Source organism: Candidatus Methylomirabilis sp., assembly GCF_028716865.1.
Classification (GTDB): Bacteria; Methylomirabilota; Methylomirabilia; order Methylomirabilales; family Methylomirabilaceae; genus Methylomirabilis.
This window is the reverse complement of the sequence record NZ_JAQUOY010000009.1, coordinates 36,975-56,010: the sequence shown is the minus strand read 5'-3', so window position 1 is coordinate 56,010 and position 19,036 is coordinate 36,975. Positions and strand designations below refer to the sequence as shown.

13 protein-coding genes are annotated in these 19,036 nt (G+C 57.7%); 4 read left to right on the top strand and 9 right to left on the bottom strand.

Going from position 1 to position 19,036, the window contains the following annotated elements; all coding sequences use genetic code 11:
• Window positions 1-125: 125 nt before the first annotated feature.
• From priA to mtnA, 9 genes are all read right to left on the bottom strand, one after another.
• Entirely contained in the window at window positions 126-2,552 is a 2,427-nt protein-coding gene (gene priA / locus PHV01_RS05450; protein WP_337290132.1) for a primosomal protein N', read from the bottom strand.
• Between the two features lie 192 nt (window positions 2,553-2,744).
• Complete coding sequence (locus PHV01_RS05445) at window positions 2,745-3,452, bottom strand: hypothetical protein (protein ID WP_337290131.1); 708 nt, start codon at window positions 3,450-3,452, stop codon at window positions 2,745-2,747.
• Window positions 3,453-3,912: 460 nt separating this feature from the next.
• The gene (locus tag PHV01_RS05440; protein WP_337290130.1) at window positions 3,913-4,926 is read right to left on the bottom strand and encodes a hypothetical protein; all 1,014 of its coding nucleotides are present in this window, start codon (window positions 4,924-4,926) and stop codon (window positions 3,913-3,915) included.
• Between the two features lie 16 nt (window positions 4,927-4,942).
• Window positions 4,943-5,272: a carboxypeptidase-like regulatory domain-containing protein gene (locus tag PHV01_RS05435; protein ID WP_337290129.1), complete on the bottom strand. Its 330-nt coding sequence runs from the start codon at window positions 5,270-5,272 to the stop codon at window positions 4,943-4,945.
• A gap of 89 nt (window positions 5,273-5,361) precedes the next feature.
• Complete coding sequence (glgX, locus tag PHV01_RS05430) at window positions 5,362-7,452, bottom strand: glycogen debranching protein GlgX (RefSeq protein ID WP_337290128.1); 2,091 nt, start codon at window positions 7,450-7,452, stop codon at window positions 5,362-5,364.
• 81 nt (window positions 7,453-7,533) lie between these two features.
• Window positions 7,534-8,448 (bottom strand): C1 family peptidase, encoded by a 915-nt coding sequence (locus PHV01_RS05425; protein WP_337290127.1) that lies wholly within the window; start codon window positions 8,446-8,448, stop codon window positions 7,534-7,536.
• Window positions 8,449-8,806: 358 nt separating this feature from the next.
• Window positions 8,807-9,541 (bottom strand): uracil-DNA glycosylase, encoded by a 735-nt coding sequence (locus PHV01_RS05420; protein WP_337290126.1) that lies wholly within the window; start codon window positions 9,539-9,541, stop codon window positions 8,807-8,809.
• Window positions 9,542-9,561: 20 nt separating this feature from the next.
• Entirely contained in the window at window positions 9,562-10,776 is a 1,215-nt protein-coding gene (gene coaBC / locus PHV01_RS05415) for a bifunctional phosphopantothenoylcysteine decarboxylase/phosphopantothenate--cysteine ligase CoaBC (RefSeq protein ID WP_337290125.1), read from the bottom strand.
• 85 nt (window positions 10,777-10,861) lie between these two features.
• Complete coding sequence (gene mtnA / locus PHV01_RS05410) at window positions 10,862-11,905, bottom strand: S-methyl-5-thioribose-1-phosphate isomerase (protein ID WP_337290124.1); 1,044 nt, start codon at window positions 11,903-11,905, stop codon at window positions 10,862-10,864.
• Between the two features lie 346 nt (window positions 11,906-12,251).
• Here mtnA and PHV01_RS05405 point away from each other — a divergent pair, with 346 nt between their 5' ends.
• The 4 genes from PHV01_RS05405 to PHV01_RS05390 all read left to right on the top strand — a co-directional run bounded on the left by PHV01_RS05405 (window position 12,252) and on the right by PHV01_RS05390 (window position 18,809).
• On the top strand, window positions 12,252-13,889 hold the full coding sequence (locus PHV01_RS05405) for a cytochrome D1 domain-containing protein (RefSeq protein ID WP_337290123.1): 1,638 nt from the start codon (window positions 12,252-12,254) through the stop codon (window positions 13,887-13,889).
• Between the two features lie 126 nt (window positions 13,890-14,015).
• Window positions 14,016-15,233, top strand: a complete 1,218-nt coding sequence (locus PHV01_RS05400) for a radical SAM protein (RefSeq protein ID WP_337290122.1) — start codon at window positions 14,016-14,018, stop codon at window positions 15,231-15,233.
• On the top strand, window positions 15,202-16,410 hold the full coding sequence (locus tag PHV01_RS05395; RefSeq protein WP_337290121.1) for a cytochrome D1 domain-containing protein: 1,209 nt from the start codon (window positions 15,202-15,204) through the stop codon (window positions 16,408-16,410). Before PHV01_RS05400 ends, PHV01_RS05395 begins: the two co-directional genes overlap by 32 nt.
• 29 nt (window positions 16,411-16,439) lie before the next feature.
• Window positions 16,440-18,809 carry a molybdopterin-dependent oxidoreductase gene (locus tag PHV01_RS05390; protein ID WP_337290120.1) on the top strand — a complete coding sequence of 790 codons (2,370 nt, stop codon included), beginning with the start codon at window positions 16,440-16,442 and terminating at the stop codon, window positions 18,807-18,809.
• Window positions 18,810-19,036 lie beyond the last annotated feature (227 nt).

The window sequence follows — 19,036 nt, the reverse complement described above, 5'->3', positions numbered from 1 at the left end:
GCCGCTACTGTAATACATCATCGTTCAAAAGACAATTGGTGAAGGCTCGTAACTACTCATTGAATCCTATTCCTAAAAGCCTTCAGTCTTCAGTCTATTTACCTGCTGAGCTGATTGCTGCTTGCTCAACACAGATCAACGGGATCGACATCGATCTCGACTCCCGCTTGTTCTAATGGCGGGAGCAGCGCAATCGTCTCCTTCACCCAGCGATGCAATGTACTCGAGTCATGACCTTTGGCGAGGATCTGCCAGCGATAGCGTCCTTTCAGTCGGTAAAGCGGCGCCGGCGCAGGTCCCTCGATGGTAACGGATGAACCAGCCCGCTCCAGGAGAAGGTCGGCGAGTCGCTCGGCTTTCGCCTGCGTGTGAGCCTCGTTTACAGCAGTGACCAGGAGTAGGATGAGGAAGCCAAAGGGCGGGAGACCGCGTTTCTCTCTGAGCGGCCGCTCGATTTGGCACAACGCTTCATAATCATGATTGCGAGCTGCGAGGATGCAATAGTGTTCCGGGTTATACGTCTGAACGATGACCTGACCGGGGCGGTCTCCACGGCCGGCTCGTCCGGCTACCTGTGTGAGCAGGGCATAGGTTCGCTCCCCGGCTCTGAAATCCGGGATCTGCATTGAACCGTCGGCAGAGAGGATGCCCACCAGGGTAATTCCTGGGAAGTCGTGCCCTTTCCCAACCATCTGTGTCCCGATAAGAATCTGCGTTTGTCTCTGCTGCACGCTTTTGAGGATCTGTCGGTATGCCTGCCGCCCTCTGGTGGTGTCGCGATCCATCCTTGCGATAGTTGTATTCGGAGCGAGGATCCGAGCGGCAGCTTCGACCTGCTGCGTCCCGTACCCGAGCCATCCGCAGGCGATTCCGCCGCACTGAGGGCAACGTCCTGGTGGCCGTTCCCGATAATCGCAGTAATGGCAGCGCATCTTATCATCCGCAGCATGATAGATGAGCGAGGTGCTGCAATGCGGACACCGCAAGGTAAAGCCGCACTCGCGGCAGAGCAACAACCTGGCGTAACCTCGTCGATTGATGAACAGCAGGATCTGTTCTCCTTTCGCAAGCGTCTCCTTGATCGCGTCCGTCAGCCGTCTGGAGAAGATGAGCGGCGCACCACGCACCCCAATCTGCGCACGTTCTTCGCGCATATCGATCAGCGTGATCGAGGGCAGCGCCCTGGCGTGGACCCTTTCCGGAAGCAGGAACAGTCGGTAGGCCCCTTCCTTGGCGCGATGGATACTTTCGAAGCTTGGGGTTGCGGAACCAAGGAGGACTGCAATGCCAAGCATCTGCCCTCTGGCCATGGCTACGTCCCTCGCATGGTAGCGTGGGTCATCATCCTGTTTGTAGGAGGTGTCGTGCTCTTCATCGACAACGATGAGACCGAGGCGGGAGAGGGGAGCGAAGACCGCGGACCGCGCACCGATGACGATATCGGCCATTCCGCGCTTGATGCGGCGCCACTGATCCAGCCGTTCGCCGGGTGAGAGGCCGCTATGCAGCAGCGCGATTCGATCCCCGAAGCGGGAGCGGAATCGATCGGCAGTAACCGGCGTCAAGGCGATTTCAGGGACGAGCACGAGCGCCTGCCTTCCCTGCCGTACCACCTCGCTGATCACCCGAAGATAGACCTCGGTTTTGCCGCTCCCCGTCGCGCCATACAGCAACGCCGGGAAAAATGTCCGTGAGTTCAGTCCCTGGATGAGCCCATCAACCGCTGTTTGCTGGGCTGAGTTTGGTTCGGGCCAGGAATCCGCAGCCACAGCGGTCTCTTCCCAGGGCGATCGCTCGATCTCCTCCATGACCTGACGGATGAAGCCTTTGGCGATAAGGCTGCGAACCCCGGAGGCGCCGGCGATAGATATGGCCTCGGCAGAGGTGATTGTTGAGCCGGATTGCAACAGGTGTTCGAGCAATGAGGCTTGCCGCCGCGCCCTTCTGTGGAACACGTCGATCTCCGCCCGGACCATGGCCCGGTCAGCCGCTAAGTCAACCAGTGATCGGTAGGCGGGTCGGACAGCCGGAATATTCTCACGGTAGGTAAGACTTGCGAGATTCAGACTGACGAGGGTTCGGATGAGCCTATCGACCTCTTTGGCCGGCCAACGCCGTTTGAGGGATGACAGGGGCATGCGACGCCGTGCCTGAAGCGCAGTCAATATCTCACGCTGGAGGGGACTCAGCTTGCCGGCCTCTTGGGCGAGGCGCTCCGGCGACTCGATGATCTCGACGGTCCGGGCCGTCCTGCGATCGATCCCAGGGGGGAGGGATACTCGAATAACCAGCCCCCACGATGTCAGATAATAGTCCGCTACGAGGCGCGTCAGTTTCAGCATGTGGTGATCGAGCAGCGGCTCGGAGTCCAGGATCGCATCGATCGGCTTGAGGTTTTGAAGGTCAACCGGTCCGGAAGAGAGGAGACCGACAATATACCCGGTCACCAAGCGAGGACCGAGCGGGACGAGGGCTCGCTTACCGACCTCGACCTGTTTCTGCAAGAGGGATGGGATAGTATACGTCAGGACTCTTCGCGGTGGAACCGGCAAGGCGATTTCCGCGAGAAGATGATTGACTTCGGTGGGCATGCCCAGACTATAGCCGAGGCGGCTGTTACCTGTAAAGGATCGTCATGCAGTTGCACGCCGTTTGAAAAAGGCGCCCTGACCGAGGACCGACGATCGTGACCGTCGTCGGTCCTCGGTCCCAATTGCTCTCAAGGGCTTCCGGGACGATCCGGCTTATCCTCCGGCGCCTACTTGGGGCGCATAGACGTTGACGTGATACCTAATATTTTTCTTCATTTTTGGCGATGCTACACTTAAGCCGCCCGTCTCCATGATCGTTGCGTCGACGGATCTCGGCGGTTGTGCGGAGACCAGGCCAAAGAAGAAGGTGCTGTCACCGTGACTATGAGGGCCCCCGACGCAGACTGGGGAGTCGAAGTTAAACGTCAGCCTGCCGTGAAACCGCTCTACGGATCCAAGACCTACCCTTCCCGGACCGCCGCTCGTAACGACATAAATCAGATCGCCGGCCTGCCCATCGCCATTGTAATCCAGGGTGTCGATGATAGGACCGAAGTCAAATACTATCGACCGCAAACAAGGCATGTACGTGACCTCCCCGACCTCCTCGACCTGGACCTTCGTCTCAACAGCCTTCTCGAGATCAAGCCGGTACTCATATCCATATAAACCGCTTGCCGGCGTACCAGGCTTACCCGCGAATGTACGGGACTGAAGAAAAGCCGTTCCCCCAGCCTGCATCGGGATAGGAACAGTATTACTGTCAGTGACGGGTACTGCACAGGATGGATCAAAGAGACAGTAGACGGCTGGAGAGCTTACCTTGGCGGTCTTGAGATTCATATCGCTCTTCATCCGACATCCCATAGTAAGGACCAAACTCAACGTTACAGTAATGAGGATCGGTATCTTTCCGGTCATCCCCCACTTCTCCTTTCTCTGGTGGTTAATCTGAGCGTCACGCATGTCTCTGTTGCTTGACGATCGGCTCACAGACGCTCGCCCATTGATCGCGTTCTTCGCGTTGATGGATGCGGTGACGCGATGCCTGCCGTATTCTGTCATCGCTCCTGCCTCCGCTTTGAGGAGGAGGCGTAGCATTCTGATCTACCGTCTCACATTCGAGGGCTATTATACATCTGAAATTCACTACGGAAATAATGAAGTTGGAGAGCAGTCAGGCGGGCGACTGTCAAAGTCCATAGATGCGCCGAGGAGACATGGAGCCTTGTCTTATGCGGTGACTCCGGTCGCTTTGTTCCTTCGCAACGGCACGTTACCGCCTGTGTGTATATAGTACGATTATTTCAATGAATTATGCCGAGCGTCTATCCATAGCGCCCGGGCGAGATCCCCTGGAAGGTACCCACGAATCCACAGCCTATGTTTTCTTTCCCACCAGTTTCAGGAACTCACTATTGTCGAGGGGCCGTTCCCGAGGCGTGAAATAATCTTTTGGAAACCAGATGAGCTTGAGCACCACGCTTTTTAATCCCATATCAGCCTGGACGCTGGAGAGTGCGAGCGCGATCCGATTGCCATCCGGGAAGAGGGTGTTGTCGGTAAGGGGGAAGTCGAAGTGCGTAAGGGTGAACGCCACGTTTGAGTTCAGCGACTCCCCTTTCGTGCTGACGTCGACGAGTTGCACCCTCAACCGGTGGTTGGCCCAGTCGGCTTCGTCTACGACAATGGTCAATCGATGTTGCCCATCGGGTGAGGTTAAACCGCCGATCGGTTCTTTCAATGTCGCCACAACCTGATACGGCCGTTGCTCATTGGCGGCGAGCGCATCAAATACCGCCTTCTGTGCAGGGGTCACCGGCGGCTCCGTAATGGTTAACATGTCAACCCTCGCTCCAGCCTTGTCAGAGCCGTTGGCGCTTGCGCTCCCCTCTTTTCGCAGCGAGGCGATCTGCCGATCAATGATCCGGTCGGCGACCGATCGCAACGATCGGCGTGCTTCCCGTGCCCCCTCACCGACGAGTCGCTTATCCACCCGGTCGAACAATGGCTTTAACTCAAAATGCTCATGGAAATTGAGGGCCAGCAGTTCTACCAGCAGTCGTTCCCCTTCGGCGGACACGCCGCCTCCTTGCTTCGGTCCGACGATCGGATCGATGAGACTGCTGAACATGGAGGCCCGGAGCTGGCTTTCCGCCTTCTCCCGCTCGCTGAGCAGGGTTGTACCTGAAATCTGACGCTGGCTTTCCAGGGTGGTACGAGTGATTTGATCCTGAAAGGTGTTAGCAATGTGAGCTCCTACCCATGCTGCCACAATGACGGCTACGGGCGTGGCAAGTTTGGCAATGATCTCGACCGCATCCTTGATGCGACCTGAACGTCGCACTGGATCGGCTGTTTCTGAACTCGACCCCTCTTCCGGGTTGCCCGGCATGGCTTCGCTCCGTCTCTTACTTCAGGTAGATGTTCTGCTGAAGAGGTTCTGGATGGCTCTGGATTACTGCGTTCCTGCCATCGCTAAATTCTACCGTATAAACGCCAGGGGGCAGGAAAATACTGTACCCCCCGCGCTCATCTGTCTTCACGTGGTCGTTGACCATTTTGCCTGTGGAATCTTTCACACGGAAAGTCCCCCCCGCTTGAAATTTCCCCTTCGTATCGTTGACGCGTCCGGACACTAAACCGGCATCGGCAGAGATCGGTCCAATGAAGGCCAAGGTCACCGTGAGCAAGATGCCGGCGCCGGTGAACCTGAGCATGTGCCACCCCGTTCTCAGCATGAACTACCTCCTTAATTGCTTCGGAATCTGTTCATCTTTCGCCGTTCCCGACATGGCTTAAGCGTGACGTTAAGAGTTGGATCTTTACGTTACCCAGAAACCAGCACGACGATGCTCCGCCCCTGTACCGAGCAGACATGACCAGCGAACTCCGTCTCATCCCCCGGATCCGCGATGTCGTGGGGCGAGGACGCAGCCGTATCGATCACCTTGAACCACCGACGATCGGGAATCGACGGGATCTCAAACTCGCGGCCCTCCCAGTGCATGTTCAGCATGACGTGAATATCCGGTTCGTCATCAAAGCCGCCCAGGGTCATCCCTAGCTCCCTGGCCCCCAGATCGGACCACTCGGGTTGGTTCAATTTGCAGCCATGCCAGGAGACATCTGCCACGTCTCGCTCATTAACTGCCCCACTGAAGAAGAAACGCTGGCGAAGGGTAGAATGGGTCTTTCGAAATTCGATCATCCGCTTCCAGAAGCGAAACATCTCATAGTACGTCTGCGACATGGTCCAGTCAACCCATCCGATCTCATTATCCTGGCAGTAGGCGTTGTTGTTCCCTTTCTGCGTCCGGCGGACCTCATCCCCGGATAAGATCATCGGCACCCCGCGTGAGAGCAGCAAGATCGTGATGAAGTTCTTGATCTGGCGCTCTCGGAGCGCTTCAATGGCGGCATCATCCGTTTCGCCCTCCACGCCGCAGTTCCAGCTCAGATTGTCATTGATGCCATCCCGGTTCCCTTCGCCGTTCCCTTCGTTGTGTTTCACGTTGTAGGAGACCAGATCGTTCAGGGTGAAGCCATCATGGCAGGTGATGAAGTTGATACTGTTGATGGGGAGTTCTCCGACCGCCTGATAGAGGTCGGCGCTTCCAGCCAGCCGGGATGCCACAGTGCCGATCAGTCCCGGGTCTCCTTTGACAAAGCGCCGGATATCATCGCGATAGCGCCCATTCCACTCTGCCCAGCGGTCGCCGGGAAAATGACCGATCTGGTACAGACCCGCAGCGTCCCATGCCTCGGCGATCACCTTCGTATCCGCCAGCTCCTCATCCAGTTCGATCTGCCAGACGACGGGTGGATGAGGGAGGGGGCTGCCGTCCTCGCCCCGCGACAGTATGGAGCCCTCGTCAAATCGGAACCCATCTACGTGCGTCTCTCGAACCCAGTATCGGAGGCACTCAACGATCAGTTTCTGCGGGATCGGATGGTTGCAGTTTAACGTATTCCCGCAGCCTGAGTAGTCAAGGTAAAACTGTCTGTCCCACGGCACCAGGAAGTAGTAGACCAGATTATCGATTCCCTTGAAGGAAAAGACGGGTCCCAGGTGGTTCCCCTCATCGGTATGGTTGAAGACGACATCCAGGATCACCTCGATGCCGGCCTTGTGCAGCGCCTTCACCATATCGCGAAACTCCCGGAGATGAGAGCCGCTTTTGGGAGAAACGCAATAGGCGGATTGCGGCGCGAAGAACCCCATGGTGCTATATCCCCAGAAGTTATTGAGAGGCGTGCCGTCCACCACGCGAAGAACATCGGTTTCATCAAAATCAAAGATCGGCAGCAATTCTACGGCCGTCACGCCCAGTTCCTTGAGGTAGGGAACCTTCTCGATGACGCCCGAAAAGGTTCCCGGGTGCGCGACTCCCGATGAGGGTGACTTGGTGAACCCCCTCACATGCAGTTCGTAGATGATGGTGTCTTCCATGGGTCGGTTGAGGGGCCGATCGCCTTCCCAGTCGTATCCTGATGTCTCGATCGCGACCGATCGCATAGAGGTCGAGAGGTTATCATCGGGTCCGCAGGCATCCGCCCGCCTCCAGAGGCTGTTCGTGTTGCCCCTGGCGTATGGATCGATCAGCACCTTTGTCCGATCGAAACGATGCCCTGCGCCACGATCCGGCGAGCCGTCCACGCGGTAGGCATAGAGAATACCCGGCCTTGCTCCCCGCACGTAGACATGCCAGAAATGGAAGGTCTTGTTGACGAAGGGGTCGAATTGGATGATCTGAAATGGTTCTGGGACATCATGCCGCTCGAATAAGAGGATCTCAACACCCGTGGCATTCTCCGAGAACAGCGAGAAGTTCACCCCGTTTTGATCAGGAGTGGCCCCGAGCGGATGGGGCGATCCCTTCTCTACCTGAAGTCGATTCTTGACAGTGACGACCGTCATCGGGCGTGCCTCCTTGACGTACAAATCGGCTCTACCGGATCTTGCGTGGGTAAACGATATCCTGGATGCCGGAAGAACTCTTTAAATCTTAAACGCCCCGGTATCCACCCACTCGTTTTTCAGGAGTGACCACCAATCTTCAGCCAGCCCTTGCAACACATAGTCGTAAGGCAGCCAGCCATATCCGTGGTCGCCCCATCCTGTTCCCCAGGAGTTCCGGATGAGCAGGGCTCCTACGGTCTCGACACCTCCGGAATGGGCGTTCTTAATCTTCATGGCGTTGTCATACCCCACGGCCACGATGGCATGTCCGCCCGCTACCTTTTCCCCCGAGGTAGGGCAAGGGATCTTGCCGCTTCCGGCCGCCTGAGAGATCGAAGTGTAAACCGTAAATCCGAATATCGACGGCAGCCCCGCTGCCAGATTCGTTTTGATCCGGGTGAGCAGGGTCGGCTTACTGGTGCCGGGCGGATCAAGCCGGTAGTATTGAATCGCCTGATAGTTCTGGGCAAAGGCATAGCAGAAGGCGCTTGGCTCCTTATCGAAGTCAGTGATAGCATACGGCCAATACTCTTCGGGTGGAACACCGAACAGCACCAGGGTCCCCATCGTGCTCCTGAGGAAGGCGCCTGTATCCCCGGTACAATGCATCAGGTTTCTGGTTGCCTTGTACAAAAAGAGGCGGGAGGCGTCCAGATGGTGTCCGAAGGCCCGGCGCTCAAAGTACTCCACCACGCCTACCCCGGCATTGGCGGTGCAGGAGCCCAAGGCACCCTGATCCTCGATAGGGGAGCACCACGCCCTCAGATCGACAGAGGCCGGCAGCGCCTTGGGGGAGGCGGCAGCCCCCACCTTTTTTAGCATTACCTTGACCGAGTCGCGCTGGCCGAGCGCCTTGAGTCGTGGAGATAGCTCATCCAGTTCGACCGTGTGATCCCGAAAGTCGGGGTAATCCGGCAACCATCCCATTCCACGCTGCTCATTCATCTCCGCCATGTGTTTGCCTCCTGCGTATTAGCGCGGTTAAGTGCTTCTTCCGGAATTGATCAGCTCCTGGTTGGTGGCGGCATGGATAGTCGTCTCCGACAATAAGCGCCTTAGGCTACTGCATTGGACGACTCGCAATTCGCAGGCCATCGGCACGCGATCGACGGAGAAATCCTGCAAGACTCGCATATTTAATCAGTTACACCATGTCTATCATGGTTGACGTAAGGCAACTACGCCTACTGAGATGTCACTATTTCTGCTCAGATGTGTAAAAAGTGATACGGATGAGATTTATGCCTTTCCGTTAGTGAACTTCCGCCACAATAAGTATCTTATGCTAAACTGTGTTATGTCAATCTGCCCGTCAAGAGGATTCTGGAATCGAGGCAAGGGGGGGTGCATTGGTGAGGATTTCATACTGCCGCTGAAGGAGCTGCATGTCCGCCCACACCGTCTTCTTCTCGTGCGGGTTGCGCAGCAGATACGCAGGATGGAAGGTAGGCAGAACCGGAATTCCGTGATAGTCATGAAATCGCCCGCGTAATTTCGAGATCGGCTCCTTGGTGCGCAGGAGCGTCTGAGCCGCAAAGGTGCCCAGCGCGCAGATCAATTTCGGCTGGATGGCCTGAAGCTGCGCGACCAAGAACGGCTCGCACGCGGTGATCTCGTCTGATTCCGGATTGCGATTGCCTGGAGGCCGGCACTTGATGATGTTACAGATATAGACCTGCTCACGGGTGAGCTTCATCGCCTCAATGATCCGGGTGAGCAGTTGTCCCGCGCGCCCAACGAACGGCTCGCCCCGTTGATCTTCATCCGCCCCTGGCGCCTCCCCAACGAAGACCAGCCATGCCTGCGGATTACCGACTCCAAAGACGATATGCTGCCGACCCTTGTGCAACTTACACCGGGTACACTCCCCCAGTGCCTGCCGGACCTGGGCAAGGGGTAAGGAGGATGTGGGCTGCACCTCCAGACGCTCAGGCCACGCAACATACAGGCGCTCCACCCCTAGAAGCTGCTGCCGACGCAGGTGGGCGCGCGTCTGGTCAATCAGCTTCCGGAGGCTATCGATGTCGGAACCGAGCATATCAGTCATATCGCATGTCCCATTATACCCTAACTCCTATACCCTATCTTTTTCCGGAGACCCACCACGCGGTCGAGGATGCGACGCGCCACCTGCCGTTTGGGAAGCAGAGGAAGTTCTTCGACTCCCCCTGCCGGATCAAGGATGATTACCAGATTGGTGTTGCACGCGAACCCGGCTCCTTCCTGGCTCACGTCGTTCGCCACGAGCAGGTCGAGCTGCTTCGTGGTGAGCTTGCGGGAAGCCCGTTGCACGAGTTCGCCGGTCTCGGCCGCGAAGCCGACGACAATCCGCGTGCCCTTTTTCGCGCCGACCTCTTTGAGGATATCCGGGTTCGGCACCAGCTCCAGCGTCAGAGGCGTATCCCGTTTCGGCAGCTTGGCGTCCGCCGGCTGCGCGATCCGATAGTCGCTGACTGCGGCGGCCTTAATGACTACCGTGGCCTCCGCCAGGCGGCTGAACACGGCCTCACGCATCTGTAAGGCGGTTTCAACCTGGAGGCACTCGACCCCGTGCGGCGGGTGCAAGGCGGTCGGGCCACTAACCAGGATGGTCCGCGCGCCGCGCGCTACCGCCTCCTCCGCCAGCGCATAGCCCATCTTGCCGGAGGACCGGGTGGTCAGGTAGCGGACCGGATCGAGCGGCTCGCGCGTCGGGCCGGCGGTGATCAGGACCACCTCGTCGCGCAGGTCCTGGCTCGGGCTGAGCAATTCAGTTACGGCCTGCAGGATCTCATCGAGGTCGGCTAGCCGACCGGGACCCCACTGCCCTGAGGCGAGCGCCCCGGTCGCCGGCCCCACCAGGTGCACCCCCCAGCGCTGGAGTCGCGCCAGATTCTCTTGAACGGCGGGGTGACGGGCCATAGCCGCGTCCATAGCGGGTGCGAGCACGACCGGCTGTGTCGTCGCCAGGAAGAGGGTGCTCAGCAGATCGTCGGCGAGCCCTTGGGCGAACTTGGCGATGGTGTGGGCCGTGGCGGGGGCTACCAGGAGCAGGTCGGCCTCCTGCGCTGCGGCGAGGTGCGGCATGATCGCCTCAGTCTCCCGGGCTCCGTCGTCAGTCAGCACGTCCTGTCGTGAGAGGGTGGCGAACGTCAGGGGGCTCACAAAGCGTTGCGCTGCGGCGGTCATGACGACGCGGACACCGGCCCCTGCCGTGGTGAGCGCTCGCAGCAGTTCCACGGCCTTATAGGCGGCGATGCTCCCGGTCACGCCGAGTACGAGCTGTTTGCCCTGTAGCGTCATCCCCTATCCCTATTCTTTGCCGTACTGCGCACGATACAGCATCCCCATCAGACCCCTACCATTGTGACGCGGGCCCAGGCGAGTCTCACTGGGCCTCGACCAGCGCGGCCAGGCTTGTGTCGTAGGGCGGCCGGACTACCCCCCGCTCGGTAATCAGGGCGGTAATGTAGCGGTGTGGTGTCACGTCAAAGACGGGATTTCTCGCTCTCACACCCACCGGCGCGGTCCGGACACCCGCCCAACTGGTTACCTCCTCGGGATCACGCTCCTCGATTGGGATTGCCTCTCCATCACGAAGCGACAGATCCAGGGTGGACAGGGGGGCTGCGACATAGAACGGGAGCCCGTGCGCTTGTGCCAGAACGGCCAGGGTGTAGGTTCCGATCTTATTCGCCACATCGCCGTTACGAGCGATCCGGTCGGCTCCGACGATGATGAGATTGATCTCGCCCCGCTGCATCAGGTGCCCGGCCATATTGTCGGTGATGAGCGTAACCGGGATGCCGTCCTGCTGCAATTCCCAGGCAGTCAGTCTGGCGCCTTGTAGAAACGGTCGTGTCTCGCCGGCCCACACCGATAGTCTGGTCCCGGCCGCGTGCGCCGCGCGGATGACCCCCAGGGCGGTCCCATAGCCGGCGGTGGCCAAGGCGCCGGCGTTACAGTGAGTCAGGACGGCGGCCCCATCGGGGATAAGCCCACGACCATGCGCGCCGATCGCCTGGTTGTCCCGGATGTCTTCCTCCCGGATCTGTTGCGCCTCCCGGATGAGGGTCCGGACGAGTTCGGGGATCGGCAGGAATTTCTGTTGTTCCGCGCATCGCTGCATCCGCTCGATTCCCCATGCCAGGTTCACAGCCGTGGGACGGGTCCGGCGTAGGAGCTCGCCCTGGCGCGACAACTCCGCGTAGAACTCCTCGAAACTGCTGGCCCCGATCGACTGTGCCGCTAACGCCAGGCCCATCGCGCCGGCCACACCGATTGCCGGGGCTCCGCGAATCTGCATCGATCGGATTGCCTGCGCTACAGCCGCCGCATCGCGGCATTCGACATACACTTCCTCCGTCGGCAATCGGCGCTGATCCAGAAGCCGGACCGCGCCTGCCGACGTCCATTCAATGGTCTCAAACATCTCATGTCTCCATGACTCGCCCGTTCCCGTCCTCGGGCTCCTCCCGGTGTTGTATGCTGAAAAACGGCGCATAACTCCATCCCTACCCTACCATTGCAGTCCAGACGCTTTCAACCGAAATATGTTGCCCGGTACGGCTCAAGAAAACTCTTGACAGGCAGACGCTGGCAGTGAGATAGTCACGCCCGATGCGGCTTGAGACTGTTCCAAATAGCCTCACGAGTCATAGAAACATACAGTTGAGCAGTATAAACAGCATCCAGTCAACGTGAGGTCATGAGTGGGGTCTGTCAGCGCGCTAACCATGAAAGTCCTGGGGACACTACCTAACGAAAGGAGAAGTGGCATGGCGAGGAAGGCAATGTTGGCGTTGTTAGCCCTGTTGCTATGGGTCGCTCCAGCGCTGGCCCAGCAGGCGCCTGCGGCGCCAGAGCTTCCGCCGGCTCCACCGTTGGCGCCGGGTGAGCTTGAATCGGCCAAGCGTATTTATTTCGATCGGTGCGCGGGCTGTCACGGAGTCTTGAGAAAAGGCGCAACGGGCCCGCAGCTTCTGCCGTCGAAAACTCGTGCGTTAACAACGCCGGTTCTGAAGGCGTTCATCGCAAACGGCACAGGCGGTGGTATGCCGGACTGGGGTCGGCAAGGCATTCTCTCGGACAGTGAAGTCGACCTGATGGCTCGCTACATCCAGCACGACCCGCCCGTGCCACCCGAGCTCTCCATGGCGGATATGAAGAAAAGTTGGAGCCTGATCGTGCCGCCGGACAAGCGACCCACAAAGCCTGAGCATAACCGTGACTGGCAGAACTTTTTTGCCGTGACCCTCCGCGATGCCGGCCAGGTGGCGATCATCGACGGCGACACCAAGGAGATCGTCAACACTGTCAAGACCGGCTTTGCGGTCCATATCTCGCGCAGTTCCTTTTCAGGACGCTACATGTACACCATCGGCCGCGATGGCCGGGCGACGATGATCGACCTGTGGATGAAGGTTCCGGATAAGGTCGCCGAGGTGAAGCCATGCAGTGATGCGCGCTCTATTGACACGAGTAAGTATAAAGGCAAGCTGGGCGACTTCACGGATAAGCTTGCTGTTATTGGTTGCTATTGGCCGCCGCAGATCATTGTGTTGGACGGCGCCACGCTGGAACCGATGAAGGTCATCAGCAGCCGGAGCATGACCTACGATACCATGGAGTATCACCCCGAGCCCCGGGTCGCCTCGATCGTGGCGTCGCACTTCAAGCCCGAGTGGGTCATTAACATTAAGGAGACCGGGCTGATCTGGCTTGTCGATTACTCGGATCTCAAGAACCTCAAGATGACCCAGATCCAAGGCGAGAAGTTTCTGCACGACGGCGGCTGGGACAGCACCAAACGCTACTTCATGGTGGCGGCTAACATGGCGAACAAGGTGGTCGTGATCGACGTCGAGAAAGGCAAGCTGGAGGCGATCTTCGAATCGGGAATCAAGCCTCATCCGGGACGCGGCGCCAACTGGATCGATCCGAAATTCGGTCCGGTGAATGGCACTCCGCATCTCGGCGAAGGCAAGGTTACCGTCTACGGAACCGATCCGGCCAAGCACAAGGAGTATGCCTGGAAAAAGGTGAGGGAGCTCAAGACCCTGGGAGGCGGCGGCCTGTTTATCAAGACGCATCCGAAGAGCAAAAATGTCTGGGTAGACCACGCCCTGAACGGTGATCCGGCCATTCAAAAGCAAGTCTGCGTCTTCGAGAAAGCGAACATGGACAAAGATCCGAAGTGCTGGAAGGTTTCGGACAAAGGGCGCGCGGTCCATTTCGAGTTCAACAAGGCCGGGGACGAGGTATGGATAAGCGTGTGGGGGAAGAAAGACGGTAAGAGCGAGATCGTCGTCTATAATGATAAGACACTTCAAGAAGTAGCTAGGATCGACGATCCGCGCATCATCACGCCGACGGGCAAGTTTAACGTCTATAACACAGTGCGCGACATCTATTAACTGGGGTTATGTTTGAAGAATCACACCTTCGGGGCGAGTCCTTCTGGGCTCGCCCCGAAGTCTATTGCGTGGTATGATGGTTCCTAGATTCGTCAATATTGCAGACTAAGGATTGGATTATCGGCAATGCTGAGGATTACGGAACTGTCGTGTGGGCCGGTTCAGGGCCCTGAAATGCTTCCGAGGCCGAAAGACGGGTTGTCTTTGCCGCCCTCTGCCCAAAAGCCGATAGTCATCTGGAACCTTACCCGACGTTGCAACCTCCATTGCCTGCACTGCTACAGCCAATCACAGGACCGCGCCTACGCCGATGAGTTAACGACCGACGAAGGGAAACGGCTGATTGCTGACCTGGCCCACTACAGGATTCCGGTACTCATCCTTTCCGGTGGGGATCCTTTATATCGGGAGGATCTCTACACACTCGCGGATTACGCCCAAGATCTTGGGGTGCGTTGCGCGCTGTCAACGAACGGGACGTTGATAGACGCCGCGGCGGCGAAGAGGCTGCGGCGTTCCGGTATCACCTACGTCGGCGTGAGCCTGGATGGAATCGGGCAGGTGCATGATCGCTTTCGCGGAATGCAGGGATCGTTCGCGCTGGCGCTACAAGGACTGCGCCACTCCCGCGATGAAGGGATGAAAGTCGGTATTCGGACCGCTCTTTGCCGCCGGATACTCCCTGACCTGCCGGCGATCTTTGACATGGCAGAGCAGGAGAACCTGGATCGCCTCTACTTCTCGCATCTGGTCTATGCGGGACGGGGAGCGGGACTTATCCATGACGATCTTTTGCCTGAGGAACAGCAAGGCGCGCTCGATTATCTCATGCAAAGGGCTGAGGATTTTCACCGCCGTGGCGTAAAGATCGAAGTGACCACCGGCAATAACGATGCCGATGGCGTCTATCTCTATTTGAAGATGCGACGCTCCGACCCTGCGCGGGCGCAATCGGTTTTTCGCCTTCTTCAACGTCAAGGGGGGAATAGTTCCGGCACCTCGTTGGGAAACATCGATAGCCTCGGGAACGTCCATGCCGATCCTTTTTGGAGCCATTACTCCTTCGGCAATGTCCGTGAGAGGAGTTTTGGGGCAATCTGGGAAGATACGGCCGATCCAGTCATGCGTGCATTGAAGGATCGTCGTCAATCCCTCAAAGGTCGCTGCGCTCGCTGCCCGTATCTTGAGCTGTGCGGCGGCAATTCGAGAGTACGAGCGGAGGCGACGACCGGGGACTTGTGGGCCTCAGACCCTGGATGCTACCTGAGCGATGAGGAGTTAGGGATCTTATCGGATGGAAAGGAAAATAATCGTGTCGGCACGCTTTTTCCAGTACGTTGCTAAGACTTTTCTCATTCTCTTTCTCTTTGCGCTCGGCCTTCCCATCCAGTCGAGCGCCGGTGACCCGCGTTGGGGTACGGCATCGTTGGTGGTTGTCGTTGAACGAGAGGCCGGCAGTGTTCTGATCATCGACTCCTTCCGCCAGGAGCTTTTGGGGCGGATTTCCGGACTCGGCAACCTGACCCATGCTACCGTAAAGTTTTCGCCAGACGCGCGTTATGCCTACGTCATTGGTCGCCAGGCCCAGGTATCGAAGATCGACCTCTTGACGCTTAAACTTGTCAAGCAGGTCAATGCGGGAGGGGTATCCGTCGGCGGTGTCATCAGTCAGGATGGCAAGTACGTGGCTCTCAGTAATTACGTCCCCGGCGAGGTGCGTATTCTGGATGCTGAGACGCTGGAGTTGGTCAAGACGATTCCGGCGGTGTATACAGACGCGGGTGGAAAAGAGCTTCCGTCCAGAGTAGTGGGGCTGGTTGACGCTCCGGGCAATCTCCTTGTGTTTTCCTTGATGGATGGCAACAGCGTATGGGTCGTGGATGCAGGGAAAAAGGATTTTCCGGTCATCCGAAAGTTTGCGAATGTCGGGAAGACACCCTACGATGCCCTGATTAGTCCTGATGGGCGCTACTACATTGTGGGCTTGTTGGACTCTGACTGGATGGGGCTCCTTGACACATGGAAACTCGAGCGGGTCGTTCCGATCCCGGCCGAGCAGGGCAAAGGTCCAGAGGTCCCACTGTGGAAAATTCCGCATCTCAAAGGCTGGGCGCTTGCTGGACGGCTGGCCTTTCTTCCCGCAATCAAACGCGAGGCCGTCCTGGTGTATTCGGCGCTCGACTGGACACCGCTGACGCCCATCCCGATCAGCGGTACCGCGCTCTATCCCGTCGTCCGACCTGACGGACGTCAGGTCTGGGTAGACATTGTCGGCAAAAACGGAGACCTGATCGATGTCATTGACGTCGAGAGCATGAAGGTTGTCAAGACGCTCAATCCCGGGCCCGGCGCCACGCACCCGCAGTTCACACCGAAGGGAGAGGCTGCTTACGTCTCTTTGATGGATGGCGGCAAAGTGGTTGTATATGATACGACGACGTTTAAGGTACTGAAGGAGTTTCCGGCGGCTCATCCTTCCGGGATCTTTTTTACCAGCCGGGCGCATAAGTTCGGAATGTGAGAGGATACGGTGACGGTGAGGTGCCGATTATGAAACTTTCTCGTAGAGAACTGTTAAAGACCTTGGTGGGAGCAAGCGCGGCAATCATTTCCTCGCCTGATGCATTACTCCCTACCCCTGAGGGTCTCGCGGAGGCTGCTGAGACGGCAGTAGAGGCCTGGAAGAAGAGCCCCTGTCGCTTCTGCGGCGTCGGATGCGGCGTGCTGGTAGGGCTTCGGGAAGGCAAGGTGGTAGCTGTCAAGGGAGATCCGGAGGCTCCCGTCAATCGAGGCCTTCTCTGTATCAAAGGCTATAGTTTACCCAAAATTCTCTATGGCCCTGACCGCTATAGTGCACCGCTGCTTCGCCAAGGTAACAAGTTTGTCAAGATCTCTTGGAATCAGGCGTTGGATATCATGGCCTCTAAGTTCAAAGAGACTATCCAACAACATGGTCCGGAGTCGGTAGCGGTGTACTTCTCGGGTCAAACAACCATCTTTGAAGGTTACGCCATCAATAAATTGATGAAGGCTGGGATAGGCTCCAACAACGTCGAGAGCAATGCACGTCTCTGTATGGCCTCGGCCGTGGCCGGTTTCTACTCGACCTTCGGCATGGATGAGCCGATGGGGTGTTACGACGATTTTGAGTTGACCGATACCTTTTTTGTCTGGGGCTCAAACTTCGCCGAGATGCATCCGATCCTCTATTCGCGGATGGTTGAGCGAAAGCACCAGGATTCCAACGTCAAGATCATCAGCCTGCAAACCTATCTGAACCGCAGCACCGATGAACCTGCGGATATCGTCGCTATTTTCAAGCCTCACTCGGATCTTGCTATCGCGAATGCCATGGCCCATATCATCGTGAAAGAGGGACTTGCAAATGAGGCATTTATTCAGCAGCATGTCACCTTCAAGAAGGGGCTGACAGGAATCGGCTATGGCGTAGGGGATAACTTTGAGTATGGCGGGGCTTCGGAAACCAGTTGGAAGACGTACAAACCTTTTGCTGACAAGGCGCAACCGATCAGTTTCGAGGAGTATAAGAAATTCCTGGAAACCTATACACCGGAATATGCGGAAAAACTCTCCGGCGTCCCGGCTGACACGATCCGTCAGATTGCCCGGTTATTGGGCGATCCCAAGCGTAAGGCCGTGTCCTGTTGGACGATGGGCTTCAACCAGCACGTGCGCGGGACCTGGATCAATAATCTTGTCTATAACCTCCACCTTCTGACCGGAAAAATTGCCGAGCCTGGCAACGGTCCCTTATCGCTGACCGGGCAGCCTTCAGCGTGCGGGACTTCGCGGGAGGTAGGAGTACTGTCCCACGCTCTTCCTGGCGGCATGTTGATTGCGAACCCAGAGCATCGCAAAAAAACAGCGCACATCTGGAACGTCCCAGTTGAGAAGATTTCATCTAGGCCCGGTTACCACACCATGGAGATGTTTCGCGCGCTGGATCGCGGGGATATCAAGGTCATATGGATCAACACCACCAACCCTTTTCAGACCTTGCCCCATGTGGGCCGCTATCGCAAGGGTGCGCGAAAGGGAGGCGAGCGGTTTATCGTTGTCTCCGAGGTGTATCCCAGCGAAACCGCTCGGCACGCCGATCTCATCCTTCCGTCGGCCATGTGGGTTGAGAAGGAGGGGATGGTTGGTAACACCGAGCGGCGCACGCAGCACTGGTTCAAGATGGTAGACGCGCCTGGTGAAGCGAAGGACGATCTCTGGCAGATTATTGAATTGGCCAAGCGTCTTGATTTGGGACACCTGTTTGCCTATGGGGAGGAGCCCCTGCAAAAGGCGCTCTTCGAGGAGTATCGAAAGTTTGGCCAGGGGTCGGGAAAAGATCTCGCGCCCTATGACGTGTATGCGAAGGTCCGGGGCGGACTGCGCTGGCCGGTTGTCGAAGGAAAAGAAACCAGGTGGCGCTACAGGGAGGGGTTCGACTCGTATGTCAAGAAGGGCGAGGGTGTTCGTTTTTACGGTCAGCCTGATGGCCGCGCCGTAATCTGGGAGCGCCCCTATGAGCCACCCGCCGAGCAGCCCGATAAGCAATATCCTTTGTGGCTCACGACAGGTCGCGTTCTTGAACACTGGCATACAGGGACCATTACGAGGAGAGTCCTTGAGCTTCATCGTGCCGTCCCCTTTGCCCCCGTGTGGATCAACCCCGAGGACGCGGGCGCCTTGGGAATCAAGGCCGGCGACTCAGTCCGTGTCCAATCGCGCCGCGGTGAGATCGTCACAAAGGCCCAACTGGATGGAAGAAACACGGTCCCGAAAGGAGTGATCTTTGTTCCTTTCTTTGACGAAAATGTTTTAATCAATCTGGTGACGCTTGATGCCTACGATCCTATTTCCAAGCAGCCGGACTTTAAGAAGTGTGCGGTTCGGATCGAGAAGGCGTGAGGGATCATGATGAAGCCGCTTACGAGATTCTGCCTCCGGATTTTCTTTCTGGGCTTGTTGGCCGCTCTGAGCGTCAGTACGCTTGTTGGACAGGTTGCTGCCCAACAAGGCAGTAAGAGACTGCCTCGTGCCTATGAAGGCGCTCCGCCCTTAATCCCCCACGATGCGGAAGCGAGGAAAGGCGTGTGCCTGGCTTGTCACGAATTCGGGATCGCCGGGGCTCCGAT